The following is a 17798-nucleotide window of genomic DNA, read 5'->3' on the forward strand; positions in this document are numbered from 1 at the left end:
ATGGAGAAATTGACCATTATCTGCTCGGGACAGACGGCCAAGACTACCGTCGGCCACATTGACCATGTGATGGCCTATCCAGTTGGTCTGCAACGGCTCGGTCATGACGTCTATGTGATGGAGCGGGTCGGCTCGAATCGATGTGTCGATGCCTCCGGCACCAGCGTGCCCTTCGATCAATGGGATGGTCGGCGGCATTTCGAAACCGTCATGAAGGAGTATGGGATCTGGCCACGCTGTTGTTTGATCTACAAGCAGGGAGAAGCGACCCATGGCATGACCTATACCGATGCGGTGGCGGTTGCCAAGCGTAGTCAGCTACTTCTGACGCGAAGCGGACAGATCAGCAAAGTCCCGGAAATTTTTGAATCTCCCCGGCAACGCGCCTATTTTGATGGAAACCCTGGTAATACCCAGGTATGCCTGGAACAACAGGGGCCGGAGTACGAGTCGCTCCGCCAGTATGACCACCTCTTTACACTAGGTTTGAATATCGGCACGGCCCGCTGCCCTCTCGCCACGGGAGGTCGGCAATGGTATCCGATGGTCCGCCCTGTCGTATTGCCAATGTGGCCTGCCCAGTCAGCGCATGATGCAAAACGATTCACCACCATCTCTACCTGGAAGGGACGAGCGACCTTCAACTGGAACGGACAGCACTCCGGAGAAAAATCAGATAATTGGATGAAATTCATCGAACTCCCACAGCACACCGATCAGGAGCTCGAAATCGCCTTGAGAATCAGCCAGCCTGAGCATGAGGCAGACTCGACGGTCTTTCGCCAGAACGGATGGTCTCTCTCAGACCCGGCACATCTGCATACCTTTCAAGATTACGCGACCTACATCAGGCAGTCCCGCGCCGAATTCAGCGTGGCTCATAACCGATATGTTGAATTTGCCACCGGCTGGGTCAGCGACCGAACTCCCCTCTACCTGGCATCGGGGAAACCGATCCTTGTCCAATCAACCGGCATTGAATCGCACCTGCCGACAGGCAAGGGGCTGCTCACATTCCGCACGATGGATGAGGCACTTGCGGGCATCGAGAACATCAACAGAGATTATATGGGCCATTGTCGTGCGGCTCGAGACATCGCTGAAACCTATTTCGATGCCGATCGCGTACTCACAAACATCCTGGCATTCGTGGGGCATGGATGATGTCGACCACCCACAGTTCGTTGAATATTGACCAGGTTTCCCAACCATCGGTCGCCACCGATTGGGCGACCATGCGTCGAACCTTTCAACGATTCACGACTCCCATAGGCGCTGTTCAAATCCTTCGCTCCTGTGTCCCAGAGTTCTCCACTGGTACGCATGAAATCAGCGACTGCGTCATCCTCGATGCAAAACTGAAAACGTACCTCAAACCGGCCAGCAAGGGTAAGTCTACGCTCTCTGCCTGCTATCGCCTCACGATGAGGGAGGGATCAGCTGGGCAAGCCTCTCAGCGCATCTTCTACGCCAAGGCATTTCTCGGTGGTAGCAGCAGAGAGGTCTTTCGCCTGCTGACTCCCAGTGGAATGTCTGACATGGAATTCCGTTACGCCGTGACCCATATGCCGGAGTACGATCTGATCCTCTGGAGATTTCCTCACGATCCGGCCCTCCCTCATTTGCGCCATCTTGTCGATCTCGTGGCTATCGAGCAGCATCTCCCATCAGAAGGCCTGAGGCAGATTGGCATACAGGGCACCCCTCAGGTCTTGGCGCAGCAAGTAGTGAATTATCGACCAGAGATTCGTTGCACCAATCGGTACACCCTCTATGACGCGACGCAGGATCGGACCGACGAACTGTTTGGAAAAACGTTTTGCGACTCACAGGGGCAAACCCTCTATGAGCGCCTACAGTTTTTCTGGGACCGATCCCTGGCTGATCCAGCGGCAATGGGCATTGCCCAGCCTCTTGGCTACAGCCCTGAGATCAATACCGTGTGGCAGCATGGAGTGCCAGGCACGCCGCTTCTCCAAGTACTGGACACCTCCAATTACAAACACTACATGGCAGCCGTCGCCCAAGGCCTCTCCTCACTACACACCAGCAACGTCGCTGGCCTCGCAGCCCATTCGCCGGAGGACCATCTGGTCGAGATCCGCAAGAAACTGACGAAACTCTCCGATGCACTTCCACAGCACTCGGATATGATCAGCGCGATAGGTGATACCCTTACGCGGACAGCCCCTGCTCCATCAGCTGTCCCATTTTGCCCCATCCATTGGGATTTCCATATTGATCAGCTCCTTGCTGCCGAAGGGACACTCATTTTTTGTGACCTCGACGAGCTCATCGTCGGCGACCCCTTACAAGACTTGGCAAACTTTGCGGCAGATCTGCACTTCCGCCACATGGATAAAGAATTGGTACAGCTCATCACGGCGGAATTCTATCGCCAATACCAGAAATGTGTGACGTGGGAGGTGTCGGTCGAGCGGTTGGCGTGGCATATTCGCCTCCAGCTTGTGAATAAGGCGTACCGCCATTACCTGCGGTTTGCGCCGGGCTTCGAGGAAATCGTTGAACAGACAATCCGGTTGGCCCAGAGAGGATTAGCCCTATGAGAGACGAGTTGACTCACAAGACAGCTGTTGCGGAGACACCGCGTGTCCTCCTGTATTGTCAGCATGTTCTCGGAATGGGGCACCTCATCAGAAGCATGGCCATCGCACGAGCGCTCAAAAATTGCGCTGTCACCTTTATCAATGGAGGCGAATCCCTCTCCGGTGTGGAAGTTCCACCGTGGGTCAGCATCGTGAACTTGCCGTCGATCAGTTCCGATAGCGAATTCGAGGAGCTCACCATCCACAGCCAAGACATGACACTCGAACAGGTCCAACAGGTGAGGAAACATCGCCTAATGGAACTCTATGACGCGATTCGCCCCGACGTCTTGCTCATCGAGCTATTTCCGTTTGGGCGAAAGCGGTTTGCGTTCGAGTTACTGCCGTTGCTGGCTCACATCCGTCTTGCAGGCAGCCCGACACGAGTGGTGTGCAGCTTACGGGACATCTTGGTCACGAAGTCGGATCAGATTCGCCATGAAGACTGGGTGGTCAGTGTCATGAACCGGTACTTTGATCTGCTCCTGATCCACTCTGACCCGACCTTTCAGACCCTGGATGAGACCTTTTCACGCTGCCAGGATCTCCGTTGTGACGCGCAGTACACTGGCTTCGTGACCCAGGACTCTGAAACAGAGTCCGATCTACCTGTTGGAGCACTCACACCATTACCCCAACAGATTCCGTTGATTCTCGCAAGCGTCGGTGGAGGGCGCGTGGGCTATGAGCTGCTAGACAACACCGTACAGGCGTCGTCCCTGTTGACATTTCCTCATCGCCTAGCTGTCTTCACCGGGCCGTACATGCCAGACCAGCAGTATGAAGCACTCCGCCGTCTTGCAATCCAGCACCCACACATTGAGGTCCAGCGATTTACTCCGACGTTCCAGGCTCTCATGCAACAGGCTGTACTCTCCATCTCAATGGCGGGTTATAACACCTGCATGAACGTCTTGAAGACAGGCACCAGGGCGTTGGTCCTGCCCTTTACCGGCCACAAAAATGACGAGCAAACCATTCGTGCCAAGAAACTTGAGCAGCGTGGGTTGCTTACCGTCTTGGAGCCGGGAGGCCTGACTCCAGATCGGCTGGTTGCAAAGATCGCGGCGTCTTTGACGTTGCCCCACCCTGGCCAGCATTCCATCAATACCGAGGGCGGGACACATACGGCGGCTACCATTGAACGGCTTGCCGCACAGATGCGGATGCGCCCCCTTGCTCCCGATACCATGTCGACTACCGTATCCAGCCATCAATCGGACCAATGGCTCATGACCTTACGACAATTCCTCGATGCCAAAGAGGCTCAGGGCCAAGACCTGCATCTCTTTCTTCGAGACGACGATGTCGATGTGGATGAGGACTCCTTGAAGCAGCTTCTTGATCTTGCCCTGGCGCGAGGCGTGCCGATGAATCTGGAAATCATTCCAGGCCGGCTGACGGCGGCCGGGACGGCCGTCCTCAAGAATACGCTTCGAGCTGACCATGCGCTATTGAGTCTCAACCAACATGGGTGGATGCACAGTAACCACGAGCCGGAAGGACGCAAATGCGAGTTCGGCCCTTCCCGTTCATTCACGCAACAACTGACCGACATTGCGCAGGGGAAAGCCATTCTTGAATCCACGTTTGAGGAGCTATTTTATCCAGCATTTACACCGCCGTGGAACCGCTGCACCACGGACACCTATCGAGCCCTTGAGGAGCTCGGCTTTCAGGTGCTGTCCAAGGACCGAGGGAAGGACCGTCTTGACGAGTACCGGTTCAAGGAGATTTCGACCACGCTGGATCTCTACTCTTGGAAAGAAGGAGCCCGGATGAAATCCCCGGATGACATCGTCCATGCATTGATTGGGCAGTTGGAAGCACTTCCCCTCGTCGGGTTATTGCTCCATCATAAGGTCATGGCCAGGGATGCCTTCGAGTTTCTGGATCAGATACTCTGCGAGCTTCGCCGCTGCTCCGTGGTGAGATTCCATACTTTTCAAACACTGTTTCCACTCGTGGCAGGATCACAGGTGGTGCATCGATGACGGCTTCTGATACGGCGCTGCGGGGACGCTCACGATTCCGAGAAATCGTGGTCTCCCACTTGTGGTCGGCAAAAAGGCACATTGGTGTGGCCGTTGGCTGCCTATTGGGCATGACATGCATGGAGCTTTTGGCACCATGGCCGCTCAAAATCATTTTCGACTATATCCTCTTGCAGAAGCCGATGCCGCCGTCGCTGTCCTTCCTTGATACACTGTATCAAGCCTGGCCTCTGCTGATATTGATCGGGCTTGCCGCCTCGACGGCCGTCATCGCGATTCTCAGCGGAGCGCTGTCCTATGGGCAGTCTTTTGTCGTCAGTAAGATCGGCCATCGCTTGGTCCATGCCATCCGCCAAGCCTTGTTTTTTCACGTTCAACGCCTATCGCTGTCCTTTCACACGCAGGCCCGGTCGGGAGAGCTGCTGGCCAAATTGGCCGGTGACACCAAAACATTGCGGAACGCCTACACGGATATCCCCCTCTCCGTCGCAGGCCATGCGGTTACGTTTCTAGGCATGTTTGTCGTCATGTTTGTCATCAACTGGCAACTGAGTCTTATCATTCTGGCCACCATGCCAATCGTCGTCACCGCATTGTTTACCTTGAGTCGAAAGATTCTCACGTCTACCCAAGATCAACGAAAGCAGGAAGGTCAGATCACCTCACGTCTGAACGAAGTGCTCTCCTCCATCTCGCTCGTCCAAGCGTTTGGTCGGGAGCGATTCGAACAGCGGCGGTTTGAACAGGAAAGCGCGGGCAATGTGCACACCGGAATTCAGACGGCCAGAACGACCGCTGCCGTGACACGAGTGGTGTCTGCCATCGAAGCACTGGGAACGGCAGCGACCGTGTGCTTCGGAGCCTGGCAAGTGCTCAAGTCGCGTATGACACCCGGCGACCTGTTGATCTTTCTGAGCTACGTCAAGAGCTTTTACGGACCGGTGAAAAATCTATCGAAACTGTCGACTCAATTTTCACAGGCAACGGTCAGCGCCGACCGCATCGCAGATTTACTCGGCATCGAGCCCGATATCCAGGACCGTCCCGACGCGGTCAAGGCGACACACCTTCGAGGTGATATCAGGTTTGAGCACGTGTCGTTCGGATATCTCGAAGGCTGCCCGGTACTACGTGATCTTTCCTTTCAGATACTGCCGGGCCAACGTGTTGCCTTAGTCGGTCCGTCGGGATCCGGGAAGTCGACCTTAGTCAGCTTGCTCCTCCGACTCTATCAGCCTTCCGGAGGCTCAATCACATGTGACGGACGAGATCTCGCTGAATACGAGCGCGAATCACTTCGCCATGAAATCGGTGTGGTGTTGCAAGACACGCTGTTGTTCCGAGCCAGCATCGCCGACAACATTTCGTACGGCGCGGAACACGCTGCCCTCGAACAGATCGTGGAGGCCGCTCGAGAGGCAAACGCGCATGATTTCATATTGAGGCTGCCCAACGGCTACGAGACCATGATTGGAGAGCGTGGCAGCACCCTGTCCGGTGGTCAACGGCAACGGATCTGCCTTGCGCGCGCACTCGTGAAACAACCGTCCATTCTGGTCTTGGACGAACCAACCGCTTCGCTCGACCAAGAATCGGCCGCCTATATTCGAGAAGCCATCACGCGTATCCACGCCAATCGAACGACGATCGTCATTACCCATCACTTGGTCAGAATGGAGCTGTTCGACCACATCCTTGTCTTGGATCAAGGCTGCTTAGTCGAACAGGGAACCCACCGAGCGTTACTGGAACGCCACGGGCTCTATACCAATCTCTATGCAAGACAATCGGATGATCTAGTCCCTCTTCAATCGAACAACCTGACGTAGCTCAACATATTCTCAAATGATGGACACGAATAGGGTAACGCCGGCTTTCGTGTTGCGTCTAACAGGCATGAACCGCACACCTTCAATACAACTGATCCAAATCGCGGCAGCCTGTACGTTCTGGCTGACCACTGTCTCCTATGCTGCAGAAGAAGCCGTTGATCAGACTGTCCAATCTTCGACAAGGTCAGCACACGAACCCTCACCAGGTAATGGCTCAATCCTTCCAACCTACGGCCAGTCAAACGGTCAACCAATTGCTCCCCTCATTGAACCTTTTGATCCGAATGCGCCACCAAGAGCCACGATTCCCATCGGTCCTAATCTATTCATCGGCGGCTATGTCTCGCTCGAGGGAGAAACCAATCGCAACTATCGCCTCTCCTCCACCCTCGGCAAGGCCGATAGCATCCTGACCCCCATCCTTGCGCCTGCATTTTCCTATGAGCCCAACCAATACCTGCAGCTGTATGTGAACCCTGTGCTCGAAACACCTGTCGCGGTCGAGGAAATCGAAGACCGATCGCAGACGACCGAATTGAATATGAACTTGGCCTATCTCACGGTGAAAAACGTCGTACCCGGAGCGAGAATGCAACTGGGCAGACAGCGATTCATTGACTCCCGGCGTTGGCTGTTCAACGAAAACATGGATGCCATTCGGTTCGGGTACCAGTACGAACAATTTTCCCTGGAGCTGTCGGTCAGCCAACTCAACCTCGTTCAGCGGAATTTACTGAGACGAGAAGCCGAAGAGGACGAGGAAGGGTTCGTGAATTATTACGCCTATGCCGACTACAAATTCGGCAAGAAAAATCATGTGGGGATCTTTGCGCTCTATCAAGATCAGCAACGGCTCGGTACAGCTCAACCGATCACCGTCGGTCTCCAATCCAGCGGCCGGTTATCTGAGGATCTCAAGTATTGGCTGCAAACCGCTGCCGTGCGCGGATCAGACGGCGGCCAGCGTATTCGCGGTGAGGCTATCGATCTAGGACTGACGCAACGCTTTGATGGAGTGTGGGAACCGTCCATCACCATTGGGTACGCCTATGGCACCGGAGACAGCAATCCCAACGACAATGTCGATGCACAGTTTCGACAGACCGGCTTTCAAGGCAATTCCGATAAATTCAATGGCGTGGCGCGATTCAAATATTACGGGGAGGTGCTGGATCCAAGACTGACGAATCTTATGGTCTTCACCGGTGGGATCGGCATTAAGCCATTCAGCAAGACCTCATTCGACCTCGTCTATCACTATTACCTCCAAGATCATGCATCGACACGTGTTCGCGGTTCGGATCTCGACACCAATCCGACCGGACTCAGCAAGCACATCGGTAGTGAAATCGATTTCGTGGCTGGTTATCAGGGAATCCCGCACCTACAAACCAAATTTGTCCTCGGCTATTTCATCCCCGGCAACGCCTTTCCCGAAACCGCCAGAGACGGCGCATTCCTCGCCAGCATTCTCCTACGGTACAACTTCTACTAACGTGCTTCTTTAAGGTCGTACAGATCGCCGAAGCCTTGATGAGGTGTGCCTCTGTGATCACAAGCCAACGCTGAATCCCCCGCCACCGACACAACCAAGATCCTACGTGTCAATGAGTACGCGGCTGGCAACCTGCTCAAGATCGATATCTTTGAGTTTGGCACTGTACGAAATGTAGGAGTTGGAAGAATTTCGGATCGATCAATCGCGCCCACGGCCGGAATGGTCCGATCGCTCAGGGCGATCTCCACGCTCCAGTCGTTCAGAACGATCCCCTCGCTCCACTTTATCAGGACGGTCAATTCGGTCAGATCGGTCTCTGTCGGAATCGTCCAGACCCCCCTTGCCTCCCCGATCGCCACGGTCTCCCCGATCACGATCACCTCCGGAGCCACTGTGGTCATCGTCCTTGAAGAGCCGATCACTCCGTTCTCCACGGCTCACTTGCTCGCGAAGCGCTTTGAGACTAGCTCGTCCTTCCTCAAAATCGGACCCTCGCCGCTTCACTTCTCGACCGAGATCCAAAAGTTCAGATGAGCGATATCCTTGTTTAATCCCCTCACCGACCAAGGCTGTTCCGTCTTTCGATGGAATTCTGCCCTCTTTCATCACGGCCAAGCCCTTTGCGCCGGCTGCGAGCTCTTCCTGAGTCGCCTTATGGCGGCCTTCTTGCGACAATCGACTCAGCTCCCGCACCTCATCGACAGTCGCTCCACGGGAAAGGGCTTCAGCCATCGTTTCGATGGCGCGTTGGCGATTCCCCTCGGACAGGCCTCGGCTTTTTGCCTCTTCCAGCACTTCGTGAGCGGATTCGAGTCGTGACGTCATCTGTCGCAGCACCGGATCGATCCGCTTGGGTTCAACTCCTTTCGCCAGACCTTCTCTCATCTTATTCAGCAACGACTCGGTGGGAAGCCCTCGCTCGCCGGCCTTGCTTACATGATCAAGCAACGGAGTGATCTCGTTCTCCGACCGGCCCTGCACAGAGCCAAGCCGAGTGATTGCTTCTCGATCCTGGAACGAGAGGGGTTCGGCCCAGACGGAGGCGGTGGTGAACGCCACCATCACCCCAAGCACCCCAATCACAATGTCGGCTCGCGTCTTCATTGTTTTACCGTACGATCACCACTCCGTTGGTTTGCCCGAACCCATCAGTGACGAAATCCTCAGCTTGAGGAGGCGTCATCCATCTGATTCCATCGATCACATACATGAACGTATGTTCTCCTTCAGCCAGCGGCACATCGACCAACCAGACCGAAGAACCATCCACGGTCTTCATCGGCGTTGCACCCTTGGCCCAACCATTGAAAGACCCGACGAGAGACACCTGTTTGGCTCCAGGGGCGAGTACCGTGAAATGAACGGCCCCGCCCAGCGCCTTGGGGACGCTTGGTTTCATCACCAGAGGCTTGGCACAGGCCCAGAAACCACATAGCAGTATGATTGCGACGAAGACCGTCCGAGATAAGCGACGCCACCCCTTCTGTCTCATTCCCATCTGCGGGAGGGTACATACAGACTAGACTCGTTGCAAGAGATTCCAGACGCACGCTAGATCGCCACATCAAGCACCGCATTGTGTGCGCCGAATCCATCGCCGGCATCTTCAGCCGCAAGGGGATCGGCAATCCATTGTTTTCCATTGACGACGAACATATATTCATAGCGGCCCGGCTTGAGCGGAATCGTCACCGTCCATATTCCCCCATCCGCCCGTTCCAACTTGGTCTGGGCCGGATTCCATCCGTTGAAGTCTCCTGCTACTGATACCGATCGCGCCCCTGGTTGGAGTAGGACCAGCCGGACGAACACCGTCGGCTCCTGCGTCGTGCCAGCAGCTATCGTTTGCGCAGAGGGCGTCGCAACTGGTACTTCTACAACTTGCTCCGGCATAACTGCGAACAGTCCTCTGATCGCCACAATGGCGACACAAGCTGCCGCTGCTGCACCGGCAAGGTTCCACTCCAGCGTTCGCGGCGTGGTCACTGCTGCCCACAAGCGCTCCCACCAACTTGGCTCCGGTGGAGTAACTTTGGCCTTTAGCTCACTGAAGAATTTCAGCGATGGAGCCATTCTCGGCAAGTGAGCCGCTTCAGTGAGCACCATCTCCAGATTAAGCCAACGTCGACGTAACACAGGGTCGGCATCGACCGTTTGCAGAAAGGCAACCCGTTCGTCTGGCGTGAGTTCGTGATCCAGGAAACGCTGAATCAGGAGTTCTTGTTCATTCATAGGGTCACCGTATGGCCACGTCTTACTGCGCCGGGTTCAGGGCCGCCAGGTCACGACTCAGTTGGAGTCGCCCTTTATACACCCGCATCTTTAGCGTGTTGCTGTTCACCCCGAGAATGTCCTCCATCTCTTCGTAGCTCATGCCTTCAACGTGCTTCAGCACAAAGGCTTCACGATACAGAGGTGGCAATCGCTGGATCGCCTGCTCTAACTCCTGTCCTACTTGTCGCTGCGACAGCAGACGCTCAGGCGTCTGCTCCTCAGCGACATGGATATCGAGCATCTCATCAATGTCGACATCCTGTTGCCCCATCCCTGGCCGTTTGGCCCGCAGCCAGTCTTTGCACTTATTGGCCGCGATCCGGTAGAGCCAGGTCGAAAACTTGGAATCTGCACGAAAAGTCGATAGTGCTTTGAAAGCTGTGAGAAATGCCTCCTGAGCCAGATCCTCCGCTTCAGCACGATTTCCCACCATCCGATAGGCCAGATTCACGATCACGGGTGCATGCCGATCGATCAACTGTCCAAATGCCTCGTGGTCCTGCTTGAGGCTGCGGACAACGAGTTGAGCATCATCAGGTACTGCATCGTGATCCAGTGGCATGCTCCGACTCCGATTAGCCTGATCCGATGCCACAGGACCGTCTGCATTTCCCTGCACACTTCATTAGACGTAGCGCTCTGAGGGGCGTAAACAGCCTCAAAAGATGGAGGAGCAGGCTAGAATCGATAGCTGGTACCGATCGAAACGACATAGTCCGGTGCTCCATTCGACAGACCGACCGCCACGCCGCCGTTCAGGCGCCAAGCAGCCGACAGGCGGTAATTCGATGAGAAAAAGACGTCTCTCGCGTTCGGTAAGCCTGGTCGAAGAGCTCGATATTCCTCGAAATACACACTCGTCAACAGGTCCTTTGTCACGTAGTATCCGGCCCCCACGTCATACCAGTATTGGTTGCGAAGACCAAGCGTACCGGAGCCATCAGTCCGATCCGGATCGCCGATAAAGTTGTACCCGCCGTCGAAAAACACCAACCAGCTAGCCCCGATCAGCTTGGAGACCTCCACCCCATACCCATGATCAAACTCGCCGGTTCCTAATCCCTGACTTGCGCTAGCCGTGGGGAATTTCAATCGAGCTGTCATGGCAATCAGTGGCATATACTCCTGTTCTTCAACAAGATAGTAGCGTCCCCGCAGAATCACATCGCCGATTCCTGTGGTCGTCACCTTTTGACCGGCGATACGCGTTGTAGTACCGCAAGGCACATCATTATTATTGCCGGAACCACTATTGTCCTTACGACAGTTGTCATCCGACCCGCCACCTCCTCCACCGCCACCCGACCCGCTGTTGTCATCGACACGGAATGCTGTGTTACCGACAACGGTCGTTCGCCCGTCTGTAATGGCCGTCACCGAAGGAATCACTAGCGAAATGTCACCTTTGGAAAAGAACCGTCGGAGTGAAAGAGGAGCGTAGATAAACTCGCTCGTTGTATTAGTGCCGAAATTCCCGTGGCTATAGCTGGGAGTCAACCCGATCTGCCAGTTTCGTTCTGTCGCCTGTTGTGGGCGCTTATCGGTCGGATCAGCGGCAAAGCCTTCGTTTTCACAGAATCCAACGACTGTGACGAACACCATCATCCATACGACCATCCATCTCTGCATCGTCCTTGACCAACCCTTTCTGCATAGGAGTCTGTACACTATGCGATCTCGTAATAAAACCTAACGGTGCTACCGTAGCGATAAATACATTTTAGCGCAACGATTTATAGCGCCAAATAGGAACGCCGGCGCCGGAGTACGAGTGGTTCCGACACCGGTGTCGGTGGCTGGCTTAATCCCAATAACTGGTTAGTGTCGTTCTCCTCGCTCCGGTCTTTCAGCACGATCGGGTCTATCCTGATGGTCTGGGCGTTCTGGCCGCTCAATCCGCTCCATCTGCATCGTACGAGCGTTGTCTCTTCCGTCACGGCCACGTTCGCCGGCAACATAATCGGCCCGATCAAGCCCACGAAGTTCACCACCTGCATTTGATCTGTGGTCCTCTCGGCGATCCATCTGGCGATCTTCCCTCCGATCCTCACGCCGATCCATCTGCCGATCCTCCCGGCGATCTTCTCTTCGATCGATCTGTCGATCTTCTCTGCGATCTGCGCGGCGATCCATTTGACGATCAGCTCGACGATCTTCCTGTCGTACGTCAGTTGCTTGGGTCACGACCATATGATCTTTCCCATGCCTTCTTCCATGATCATCGCTATCGCGACCGCTATTCATCGACCCTGGGCCACTATTCAATGATCCTGGTCCACTGTTGAGTGAGCCAGGCCCCCGATTGTCGACCCGTATCTCCGACCCTTCCATGGAACCACTCATCTTGCCTATGGCTGGTGAGGTCAACACTGAGAGTCCTGCGAGAGTTCCCACAATGATTTCTTTCCAACTGGTGCGGTTCATCGTTCATCTCCTTTTGAAGTTACATGGTCGCATGTCTAACCAGCCTGCTGGCATCCACCTAGTTATTCTTCTAATTCTGCCTCTTCCCATACGACCGTCGTACCGCTCAACGCACCCTTCACTTTCACCAGTGAGTTGACGCTCACCGCCGCCAAGAAGCCCGCACGACTCATGGATGTGCCGCTCACGCTCTCAAACTGATTGATGACGCTTGTGTCAACCGACACTCCCAGGATCGTTATGACATTTCCGGCAATCGATTGAACCGGTCCTTGGAGATCCACATCATTATCGGATGAGCGAACCTGGACACGGGTCGCAAGCACAGTATTGGGACCAATCACCCGACCACGCACCCTGACATGATTGCCCTGTAGATCGTTCGACGTTATGGTATTCCCACCATCCTTCAACTCCGTCTGGCTGTTCACGGTAATCGTCACACCAGAAAGCCCCGTCAGTGATAGTGTGCTGCCGGTGATTGTGGCATCTCCTTCAAGCCGTACACTTTCATGGAACTTCACATGCTTGGCAATGAGCGTGCTGCCGTCAAACCGGCCTTCGGCGGACATCTTGGCCCCAACCACGATCTCATCGACGGTTCCGCCCCGGAACTCCGTGCTTGCCGTCGTCCTCACTGAAGTAGTTCCAATGGAGAAATTGATGACGCTGCCATTAGGCGTACCGGCCTGTGTCACGAAGCCTTCGACTTCGAATTCATCGATGGCATTGCCGAGGCCCTGGTTCTCTGGTTCGACCTTTGTCGCAATGAGCGTCGTTGTCGTACTACCAAAGTTTGACCCTTTGACCTCGACGAAACGACCGTCCCAGTTGTGCCCATTGGGGACCGGCATGCCACTGATGTCCGCTCCACTGTAGTTCACCGTGAGGGTGCCGATCCGGAATGTTGCAGATCCAGAAGCATGGTTGTTCACGAATCCCCGCACCTCGGGCGTCACCCCCACTAATTTCTTTTCAATGAATGTCGCCTGAATGATCCCGTTAGGACGAATATGGCCGTTGACTTCAACATTGTCCGTCCCAGCCACAAGATTCTGAATGTTTCGACCAGGAATGTTGTCGTCGATCAATGTCGTATTGTCGATGACCACTGTTTGCCCCATGACCACGAGACTCAAACCATTCCCTGCCACCGACTGCACAAGCCCTTCCACCGCATCCTTTTGCTGAATCGAACTGGCCGTATGTTGACTGCCGTTGAATGAGCCATTAACCGTCACTACCATTCCCTTTTTGAATCCACAGGTCGTCACGGGATTGATGGTGCATCGCTCCGTGACACCATCCCGTCGTACTTCCACATTCTCAGCCTCAAACTTCTTTCCATTCACAAACACGCTACCAAAGTCCGTCACTGTCCCCGATGCCGACGCGGACCCGCTTCCTGATCCGCTCACCGACACAGACGGTGCTTCCTCGCTGCCACAGGCTGCAAGTATTCCGGCCACTCCGATCACGCCGATTAAACGGACGACACAAAACGAGGTTCTCATGTGATACTCCTGGTTAAAACAAACGGTTGTTATGACTTGTGGTTTTTAGAGTCATTAGTCGACACGCTCGCTGGTCGCGGTATATCGGCCAGCACGTCCGCCGACCAGGTGACATGCGCCGGACACCATTGCCAGACACCGAGGGTGATGATGCGCGTGAGTCCTGCAGGCATGCAGGCAAGTCGGTTGACGGACACCTCACGATTGACCACTCTGGTCGAGGCTCCACACCGATTCAGATACGGTTCACTGGAGACATCGCGAAGATCAATATGAGGTGTGACAAAGGCCACGATCGGGATAGGCAGCACAGCAATCGAGGAATCATCCACCCACTCGCTCCCAGAACAATGTCCCTCGATCCCAACCATGCGTTTCACATCGTCGCGGACTAATGTGGAGGTACAACCCGCCAGCAGCAGTGTTGATGAAAGTAGATACGCGATCACTTTTGAACAGAATGGTTGCATAGCCCCCTCCTTCCAACCTTGTCTGATGGGTTAGACGGAGGGGAAAGGAAAATGTAAATGGGAGTCTCGGAAAGCTTTGGCCCTGCGAAGGTAGGGGGTATGGTCCAGCCCGAGTATTACTCGGGCTGGACTGGTTAACTCATTACTGGATCGGATTACGTTGAGACGACGTCAACTGATTGTTCCAGCTCTGTGGGAGATTCTGGACTCACCCGTTGTAGACGACTGGGATGGTGAGGAGACCCTGGTCGCCCATCCTACGATTTCAGGTACGGGTTGCCATGTCAGCGGATGTCTTGAAAAAACGTCCTGGGGAGGACCGGCAGACGGAACTCGACATGAAGGATAATCAAGAGTACTCGGATGAAGCTGCGCTAGATGCCCATGTTCACAAACTTTCTGGAATCGCTGACGATAGCGGCGGAAGCGCCGTTGTTGACACAATGCTCTGATGCTCAGCGTCACCATCGTACGTGCCACTCTGCGTGCCCATTGCCCATGCAAATCAGGGTGTACTATCATCCTACATACTCCCTACGAGCACCCTGGTATGCAGACTGTGTCACGAAAAAATTCACGGATTCATCACATATGAATGACCAAGAGATACTCGACGTGATTCAGACCCGGAGCGCATCTCATCCAAGCGCGGCCTCGACCACCATTTTCACTCGTTCTCGCGCGCGGTGCAACCGTACATAGAAGTTCGTTTCAGAAATCTTGAGTTGCCGACACACCTCTATGGTGTGTCGGCCCTGCACATCGCGCAGCATCAGGACTTCCTTCTGAGGAGTGGGCAAGGTCTCGATCGCGTCCCACATACAGGCTGTGGCCTGCCTTGATGCTAGCAGCTTCTCCGGAGTCCGGTCGTCCCGAAGATGCTGGGAGAACGCTGCTGACCTGGCCCTCTCCCCGCGAGGTCTGAGTCGAGTGAGGTCTGGTTCGCCGCTCCAGGTCTCGGTTTCCCATTCGAAGTCTGAGAAGACTTTCTGCCGTTTCTCTCGGATGCCTCGATCTTTCGCCTTGTGGATGAGAATCGCACAGATCCATGCATAGAGGGACGATCGACCTTCGAAGCGATTCAGCCCGCGCATTACCGCCATCCAGGTCTCCTGCACGACTTCCTCTGCCGTTGCTCGATTGGCTACATAGCGCAGAGCCATTCGGATGAGTGTTTCTTGATAGTGGGTGACGACGACCGCAAATGCTTCTTCTTCCCCTGCCCGCAGTTGTGACACAAGCCGATCCTCATTGTTCATCAAACGGGAGACGTTGTTCATAGGCGATGTCCTGCTCGTCGGTACAGCAAAAGAAATCGAGCCTGTATGCCTGGTCACGTTTGTCCTCATACTCTTCCTCCGGTCTACGGTCGCCTTCGACGCCTGTCTTCCAACACAGATGTTCCGAAAAAGTTAATCGATCCAGCATTCATCCGTGAAGGCCGATGATGGACTCATCGGTATATTCGCAAACAATGATCAAAAAACCTTCACGAAATCATGATGTCTTCGTCACAGACTGATCGCTTTTTGGATACACGGCTCTGCGATCACGCCATGGCTCAGCAGAAAACGCGGCTTGTCCGTGTGAGATGAGTGAAGAGGACAAGGACGGGAATATGTGATATGTAACCGGAAACTCTACCTGTGGGGTGAGTATTCTGTTGCTACTCTAGCTGCCGGCAGGACGCTCGGCTGGGCAACTGCGAGGTGAAAGGAAAAGGTCGTCCCTTGATTGACGGCACTCTGTATCTCAATGGCGCTTCCATGCAGCTCTAGAATTCGCTTCGTGATCGCGAGCCCGAGCCCGGCCCCTTTGTCATAACTTTGATGTTTCTTCCCGACTTGATAGTACCGGTCAAAAACATGCGGTAGGTCTTCCGGTAGAATACCGCAGCCGGTATCCGTGATCCGTGTCATGATCTTCTCGCCCATGCGGCTCAGGACCACCGTGATCCGTCCCTCTTGTGGCGTGTATCTGAGGGCATTCTCAATCAGGTTTTCGAGAACCCGTTCGATCAGTCCGATATCAGCTGAGACAAACGGAAGATCTTCACCCAGCGTTGCCTGAAGCGTCATCTGTTTGGCTTCAACAGCCAATCGAAACTTTTGAACGACGTCCTGCACCAGTTCACTCAGTGAAAACGATTCGATACGAGGCTTCATTTCCTGCGAATTCAACTTGGCGAGTTCAAACAGTTCCGCAATCAGATCTCCCAGCCGTTTGCTTTGTGCCGTGGCAATTTCCAGATACCGCTGTCGCTCTTGAGACGAGAGCGTGCCTTCCTTTAGCAGTAAGGTCTCAAGATAGCCCTGGAGGCTTGTGACGGGGGTGCGCAGATCATGTGAGACATTGGCCACCAATTCCCGCCGCAACTGATCGGTCTCTTCCAACTGGTGCACTTGTTGACGAATGAGCTCGGCCATTCGTGCAAAGGTCGTCTCCAGCTGATCAATCTCATCCCTTCGCCCGGCTGCAGATGGTCGAGCATCCGAGTGAGACGAGACATTCGGTTGTGCTGAGAGTTCCTCGCGCCTGAAGGAGTCCATTGCCAAGGCCAGGGAGTTGAGCCTTCGCGTTAAGAGTTTCAAACAGAGCAGCCCGGCGAGGAGGGTCAGTACCAGGATGGCCCCGACGGTCCATATACTCAACCGGAGAATATAACTCTCTTTCAGCATCTGCATGACCGAATCGAACTCCTCCCCGCCCACGATGATGTACAGATAGCCCTCGATGGAACCTCCCAACGTCTCAATCGGAAAAACAGAAAATACCTTCTGACGCGTGAGATCACGTGGGTCATCCCCAAGAATAGGGAAGTCCTCGGCACCAGACAGGAAACGCTGGAGTGGATCGAGGGAGATGTGCTGTCGTTTGACCTTCTCAGGGGGAGCCGAAAAGGTCAGAATGGTACCCTGAGGATCAAGCAGATATAGTTCAATACTGGGATTGATCACCATGAGCTCGTGAAAGATTTCCTTCAGCACCGCGTCATTGGCTTGCCCCTCCTGCATCAGGACTTTGTCGGACACTATCCGCTCGGCTAAGGTCCGGTTCAGCTTCTGACTGCCTTCCTGGAAGTATAATTGAGTGGCATAGAACGTGAGTATGATGGCCACGGCGCCGATCACGCAAAAGAGTCCAAAAAGAACGGTCGCTAACTTTCCATACAGCGTGTTGAACATG

The 17798-nt window shown here is 54.5% G+C and carries 15 protein-coding genes; 5 read left to right on the forward strand and 10 right to left on the reverse strand.

Annotated features, from left to right (window positions below):
• The 5 genes from E8D52_17350 to E8D52_17370 are packed head-to-tail and all read left to right on the forward strand — an operon-like array spanning nt 1 to nt 7927.
• Nucleotides 1-1164: a glycosyltransferase family 1 protein gene (locus E8D52_17350; GenBank protein ID TKB66132.1), complete on the forward strand. Its 1164-nt coding sequence runs from the start codon at nt 1-3 to the stop codon at nt 1162-1164.
• Nucleotides 1161-2567, forward strand: a complete 1407-nt coding sequence (locus E8D52_17355) for a hypothetical protein (GenBank protein TKB66133.1) — start codon at nt 1161-1163, stop codon at nt 2565-2567. Before E8D52_17350 ends, E8D52_17355 begins: the two co-directional genes overlap by 4 nt.
• Entirely contained in the window at nt 2564-4600 is a 2037-nt protein-coding gene (locus tag E8D52_17360) for a hypothetical protein (GenBank protein ID TKB66134.1), read from the forward strand. Before E8D52_17355 ends, E8D52_17360 begins: the two co-directional genes overlap by 4 nt.
• Nucleotides 4597-6429 carry an ABC transporter ATP-binding protein gene (locus E8D52_17365; GenBank protein ID TKB66135.1) on the forward strand — a complete coding sequence of 611 codons (1833 nt, stop codon included), beginning with the start codon at nt 4597-4599 and terminating at the stop codon, nt 6427-6429. The genes E8D52_17360 and E8D52_17365 overlap by 4 nt, the downstream gene beginning before the upstream one ends.
• Nucleotides 6430-6445: 16 nt before the next feature.
• Nucleotides 6446-7927: a hypothetical protein gene (locus E8D52_17370; protein ID TKB66136.1), complete on the forward strand. Its 1482-nt coding sequence runs from the start codon at nt 6446-6448 to the stop codon at nt 7925-7927.
• Between the two features lie 201 nt (nt 7928-8128).
• Here E8D52_17370 and E8D52_17375 read toward each other — a convergent pair whose 3' ends face one another.
• From E8D52_17375 to E8D52_17420, 10 genes are all read right to left on the reverse strand, one after another.
• On the reverse strand, nt 8129-9034 hold the full coding sequence (locus E8D52_17375; GenBank protein ID TKB66137.1) for a hypothetical protein: 906 nt from the start codon (nt 9032-9034) through the stop codon (nt 8129-8131).
• A gap of 4 nt (nt 9035-9038) precedes the next feature.
• The gene (locus E8D52_17380; GenBank protein ID TKB66138.1) at nt 9039-9428 is read right to left on the reverse strand and encodes a hypothetical protein; all 390 of its coding nucleotides are present in this window, start codon (nt 9426-9428) and stop codon (nt 9039-9041) included.
• Nucleotides 9429-9481: 53 nt separating this feature from the next.
• Nucleotides 9482-10036: a glycoside hydrolase family 13 gene (locus E8D52_17385; GenBank protein ID TKB66387.1), complete on the reverse strand. Its 555-nt coding sequence runs from the start codon at nt 10034-10036 to the stop codon at nt 9482-9484.
• A 148-nt stretch (nt 10037-10184) separates the two neighbouring features.
• Nucleotides 10185-10766: a sigma-70 family RNA polymerase sigma factor gene (locus E8D52_17390; GenBank protein ID TKB66139.1), complete on the reverse strand. Its 582-nt coding sequence runs from the start codon at nt 10764-10766 to the stop codon at nt 10185-10187.
• Between the two features lie 116 nt (nt 10767-10882).
• Nucleotides 10883-11809, reverse strand: coding sequence for a transporter (locus E8D52_17395; GenBank protein TKB66140.1), 927 nt, complete (start codon nt 11807-11809; stop codon nt 10883-10885).
• 213 nt (nt 11810-12022) lie between these two features.
• Complete coding sequence (locus E8D52_17400) at nt 12023-12628, reverse strand: hypothetical protein (GenBank protein TKB66141.1); 606 nt, start codon at nt 12626-12628, stop codon at nt 12023-12025.
• Nucleotides 12629-12690: 62 nt separating this feature from the next.
• Nucleotides 12691-14142, reverse strand: a complete 1452-nt coding sequence (locus tag E8D52_17405; protein TKB66142.1) for a hypothetical protein — start codon at nt 14140-14142, stop codon at nt 12691-12693.
• 29 nt (nt 14143-14171) lie between these two features.
• The gene (locus tag E8D52_17410) at nt 14172-14612 is read right to left on the reverse strand and encodes a hypothetical protein (GenBank protein TKB66143.1); all 441 of its coding nucleotides are present in this window, start codon (nt 14610-14612) and stop codon (nt 14172-14174) included.
• Between the two features lie 638 nt (nt 14613-15250).
• On the reverse strand, nt 15251-15961 hold the full coding sequence (locus E8D52_17415) for a sigma-70 family RNA polymerase sigma factor (protein TKB66144.1): 711 nt from the start codon (nt 15959-15961) through the stop codon (nt 15251-15253).
• A 291-nt stretch (nt 15962-16252) separates the two neighbouring features.
• The gene (locus E8D52_17420; protein TKB66145.1) at nt 16253-17797 is read right to left on the reverse strand and encodes a HAMP domain-containing protein; all 1545 of its coding nucleotides are present in this window, start codon (nt 17795-17797) and stop codon (nt 16253-16255) included.
• Nucleotide 17798 lies beyond the last annotated feature (1 nt).

Source organism: Nitrospira sp. (assembly GCA_005116745.1).
GTDB lineage: Bacteria > Nitrospirota > Nitrospiria > Nitrospirales > Nitrospiraceae > Nitrospira_D.

What these genes read in the sequence shown, in the direction of transcription:
- E8D52_17350 (TKB66132.1), top strand. Translation starts at nt 1, where the DNA reads ATGGAGAAATTGACCATTATCTGCTCGGGACAGACGGCCAAGACTACC.
- E8D52_17355 (TKB66133.1), top strand. Translation starts at nt 1,161, where the DNA reads ATGATGTCGACCACCCACAGTTCGTTGAATATTGACCAGGTTTCCCAA.
- E8D52_17360 (TKB66134.1), top strand. Translation starts at nt 2,564, where the DNA reads ATGAGAGACGAGTTGACTCACAAGACAGCTGTTGCGGAGACACCGCGT.
- E8D52_17365 (TKB66135.1), top strand. Translation starts at nt 4,597, where the DNA reads ATGACGGCTTCTGATACGGCGCTGCGGGGACGCTCACGATTCCGAGAA.
- E8D52_17370 (TKB66136.1), top strand. Translation starts at nt 6,446, where the DNA reads ATGATGGACACGAATAGGGTAACGCCGGCTTTCGTGTTGCGTCTAACA.
- E8D52_17375 (TKB66137.1), bottom strand. Translation starts at nt 9,034, where the DNA reads ATGAAGACGCGAGCCGACATTGTGATTGGGGTGCTTGGGGTGATGGTG.
- E8D52_17380 (TKB66138.1), bottom strand. Translation starts at nt 9,428, where the DNA reads ATGGGAATGAGACAGAAGGGGTGGCGTCGCTTATCTCGGACGGTCTTC.
- E8D52_17385 (TKB66387.1), bottom strand. Translation starts at nt 10,036, where the DNA reads ATGGTGCTCACTGAAGCGGCTCACTTGCCGAGAATGGCTCCATCGCTG.
- E8D52_17390 (TKB66139.1), bottom strand. Translation starts at nt 10,766, where the DNA reads ATGCCACTGGATCACGATGCAGTACCTGATGATGCTCAACTCGTTGTC.
- E8D52_17395 (TKB66140.1), bottom strand. Translation starts at nt 11,809, where the DNA reads ATGATGGTGTTCGTCACAGTCGTTGGATTCTGTGAAAACGAAGGCTTT.
- E8D52_17400 (TKB66141.1), bottom strand. Translation starts at nt 12,628, where the DNA reads ATGAACCGCACCAGTTGGAAAGAAATCATTGTGGGAACTCTCGCAGGA.
- E8D52_17405 (TKB66142.1), bottom strand. Translation starts at nt 14,142, where the DNA reads ATGAGAACCTCGTTTTGTGTCGTCCGTTTAATCGGCGTGATCGGAGTG.
- E8D52_17410 (TKB66143.1), bottom strand. Translation starts at nt 14,612, where the DNA reads ATGCAACCATTCTGTTCAAAAGTGATCGCGTATCTACTTTCATCAACA.
- E8D52_17415 (TKB66144.1), bottom strand. Translation starts at nt 15,961, where the DNA reads ATGAGGACAAACGTGACCAGGCATACAGGCTCGATTTCTTTTGCTGTA.
- E8D52_17420 (TKB66145.1), bottom strand. Translation starts at nt 17,797, where the DNA reads ATGTTCAACACGCTGTATGGAAAGTTAGCGACCGTTCTTTTTGGACTC.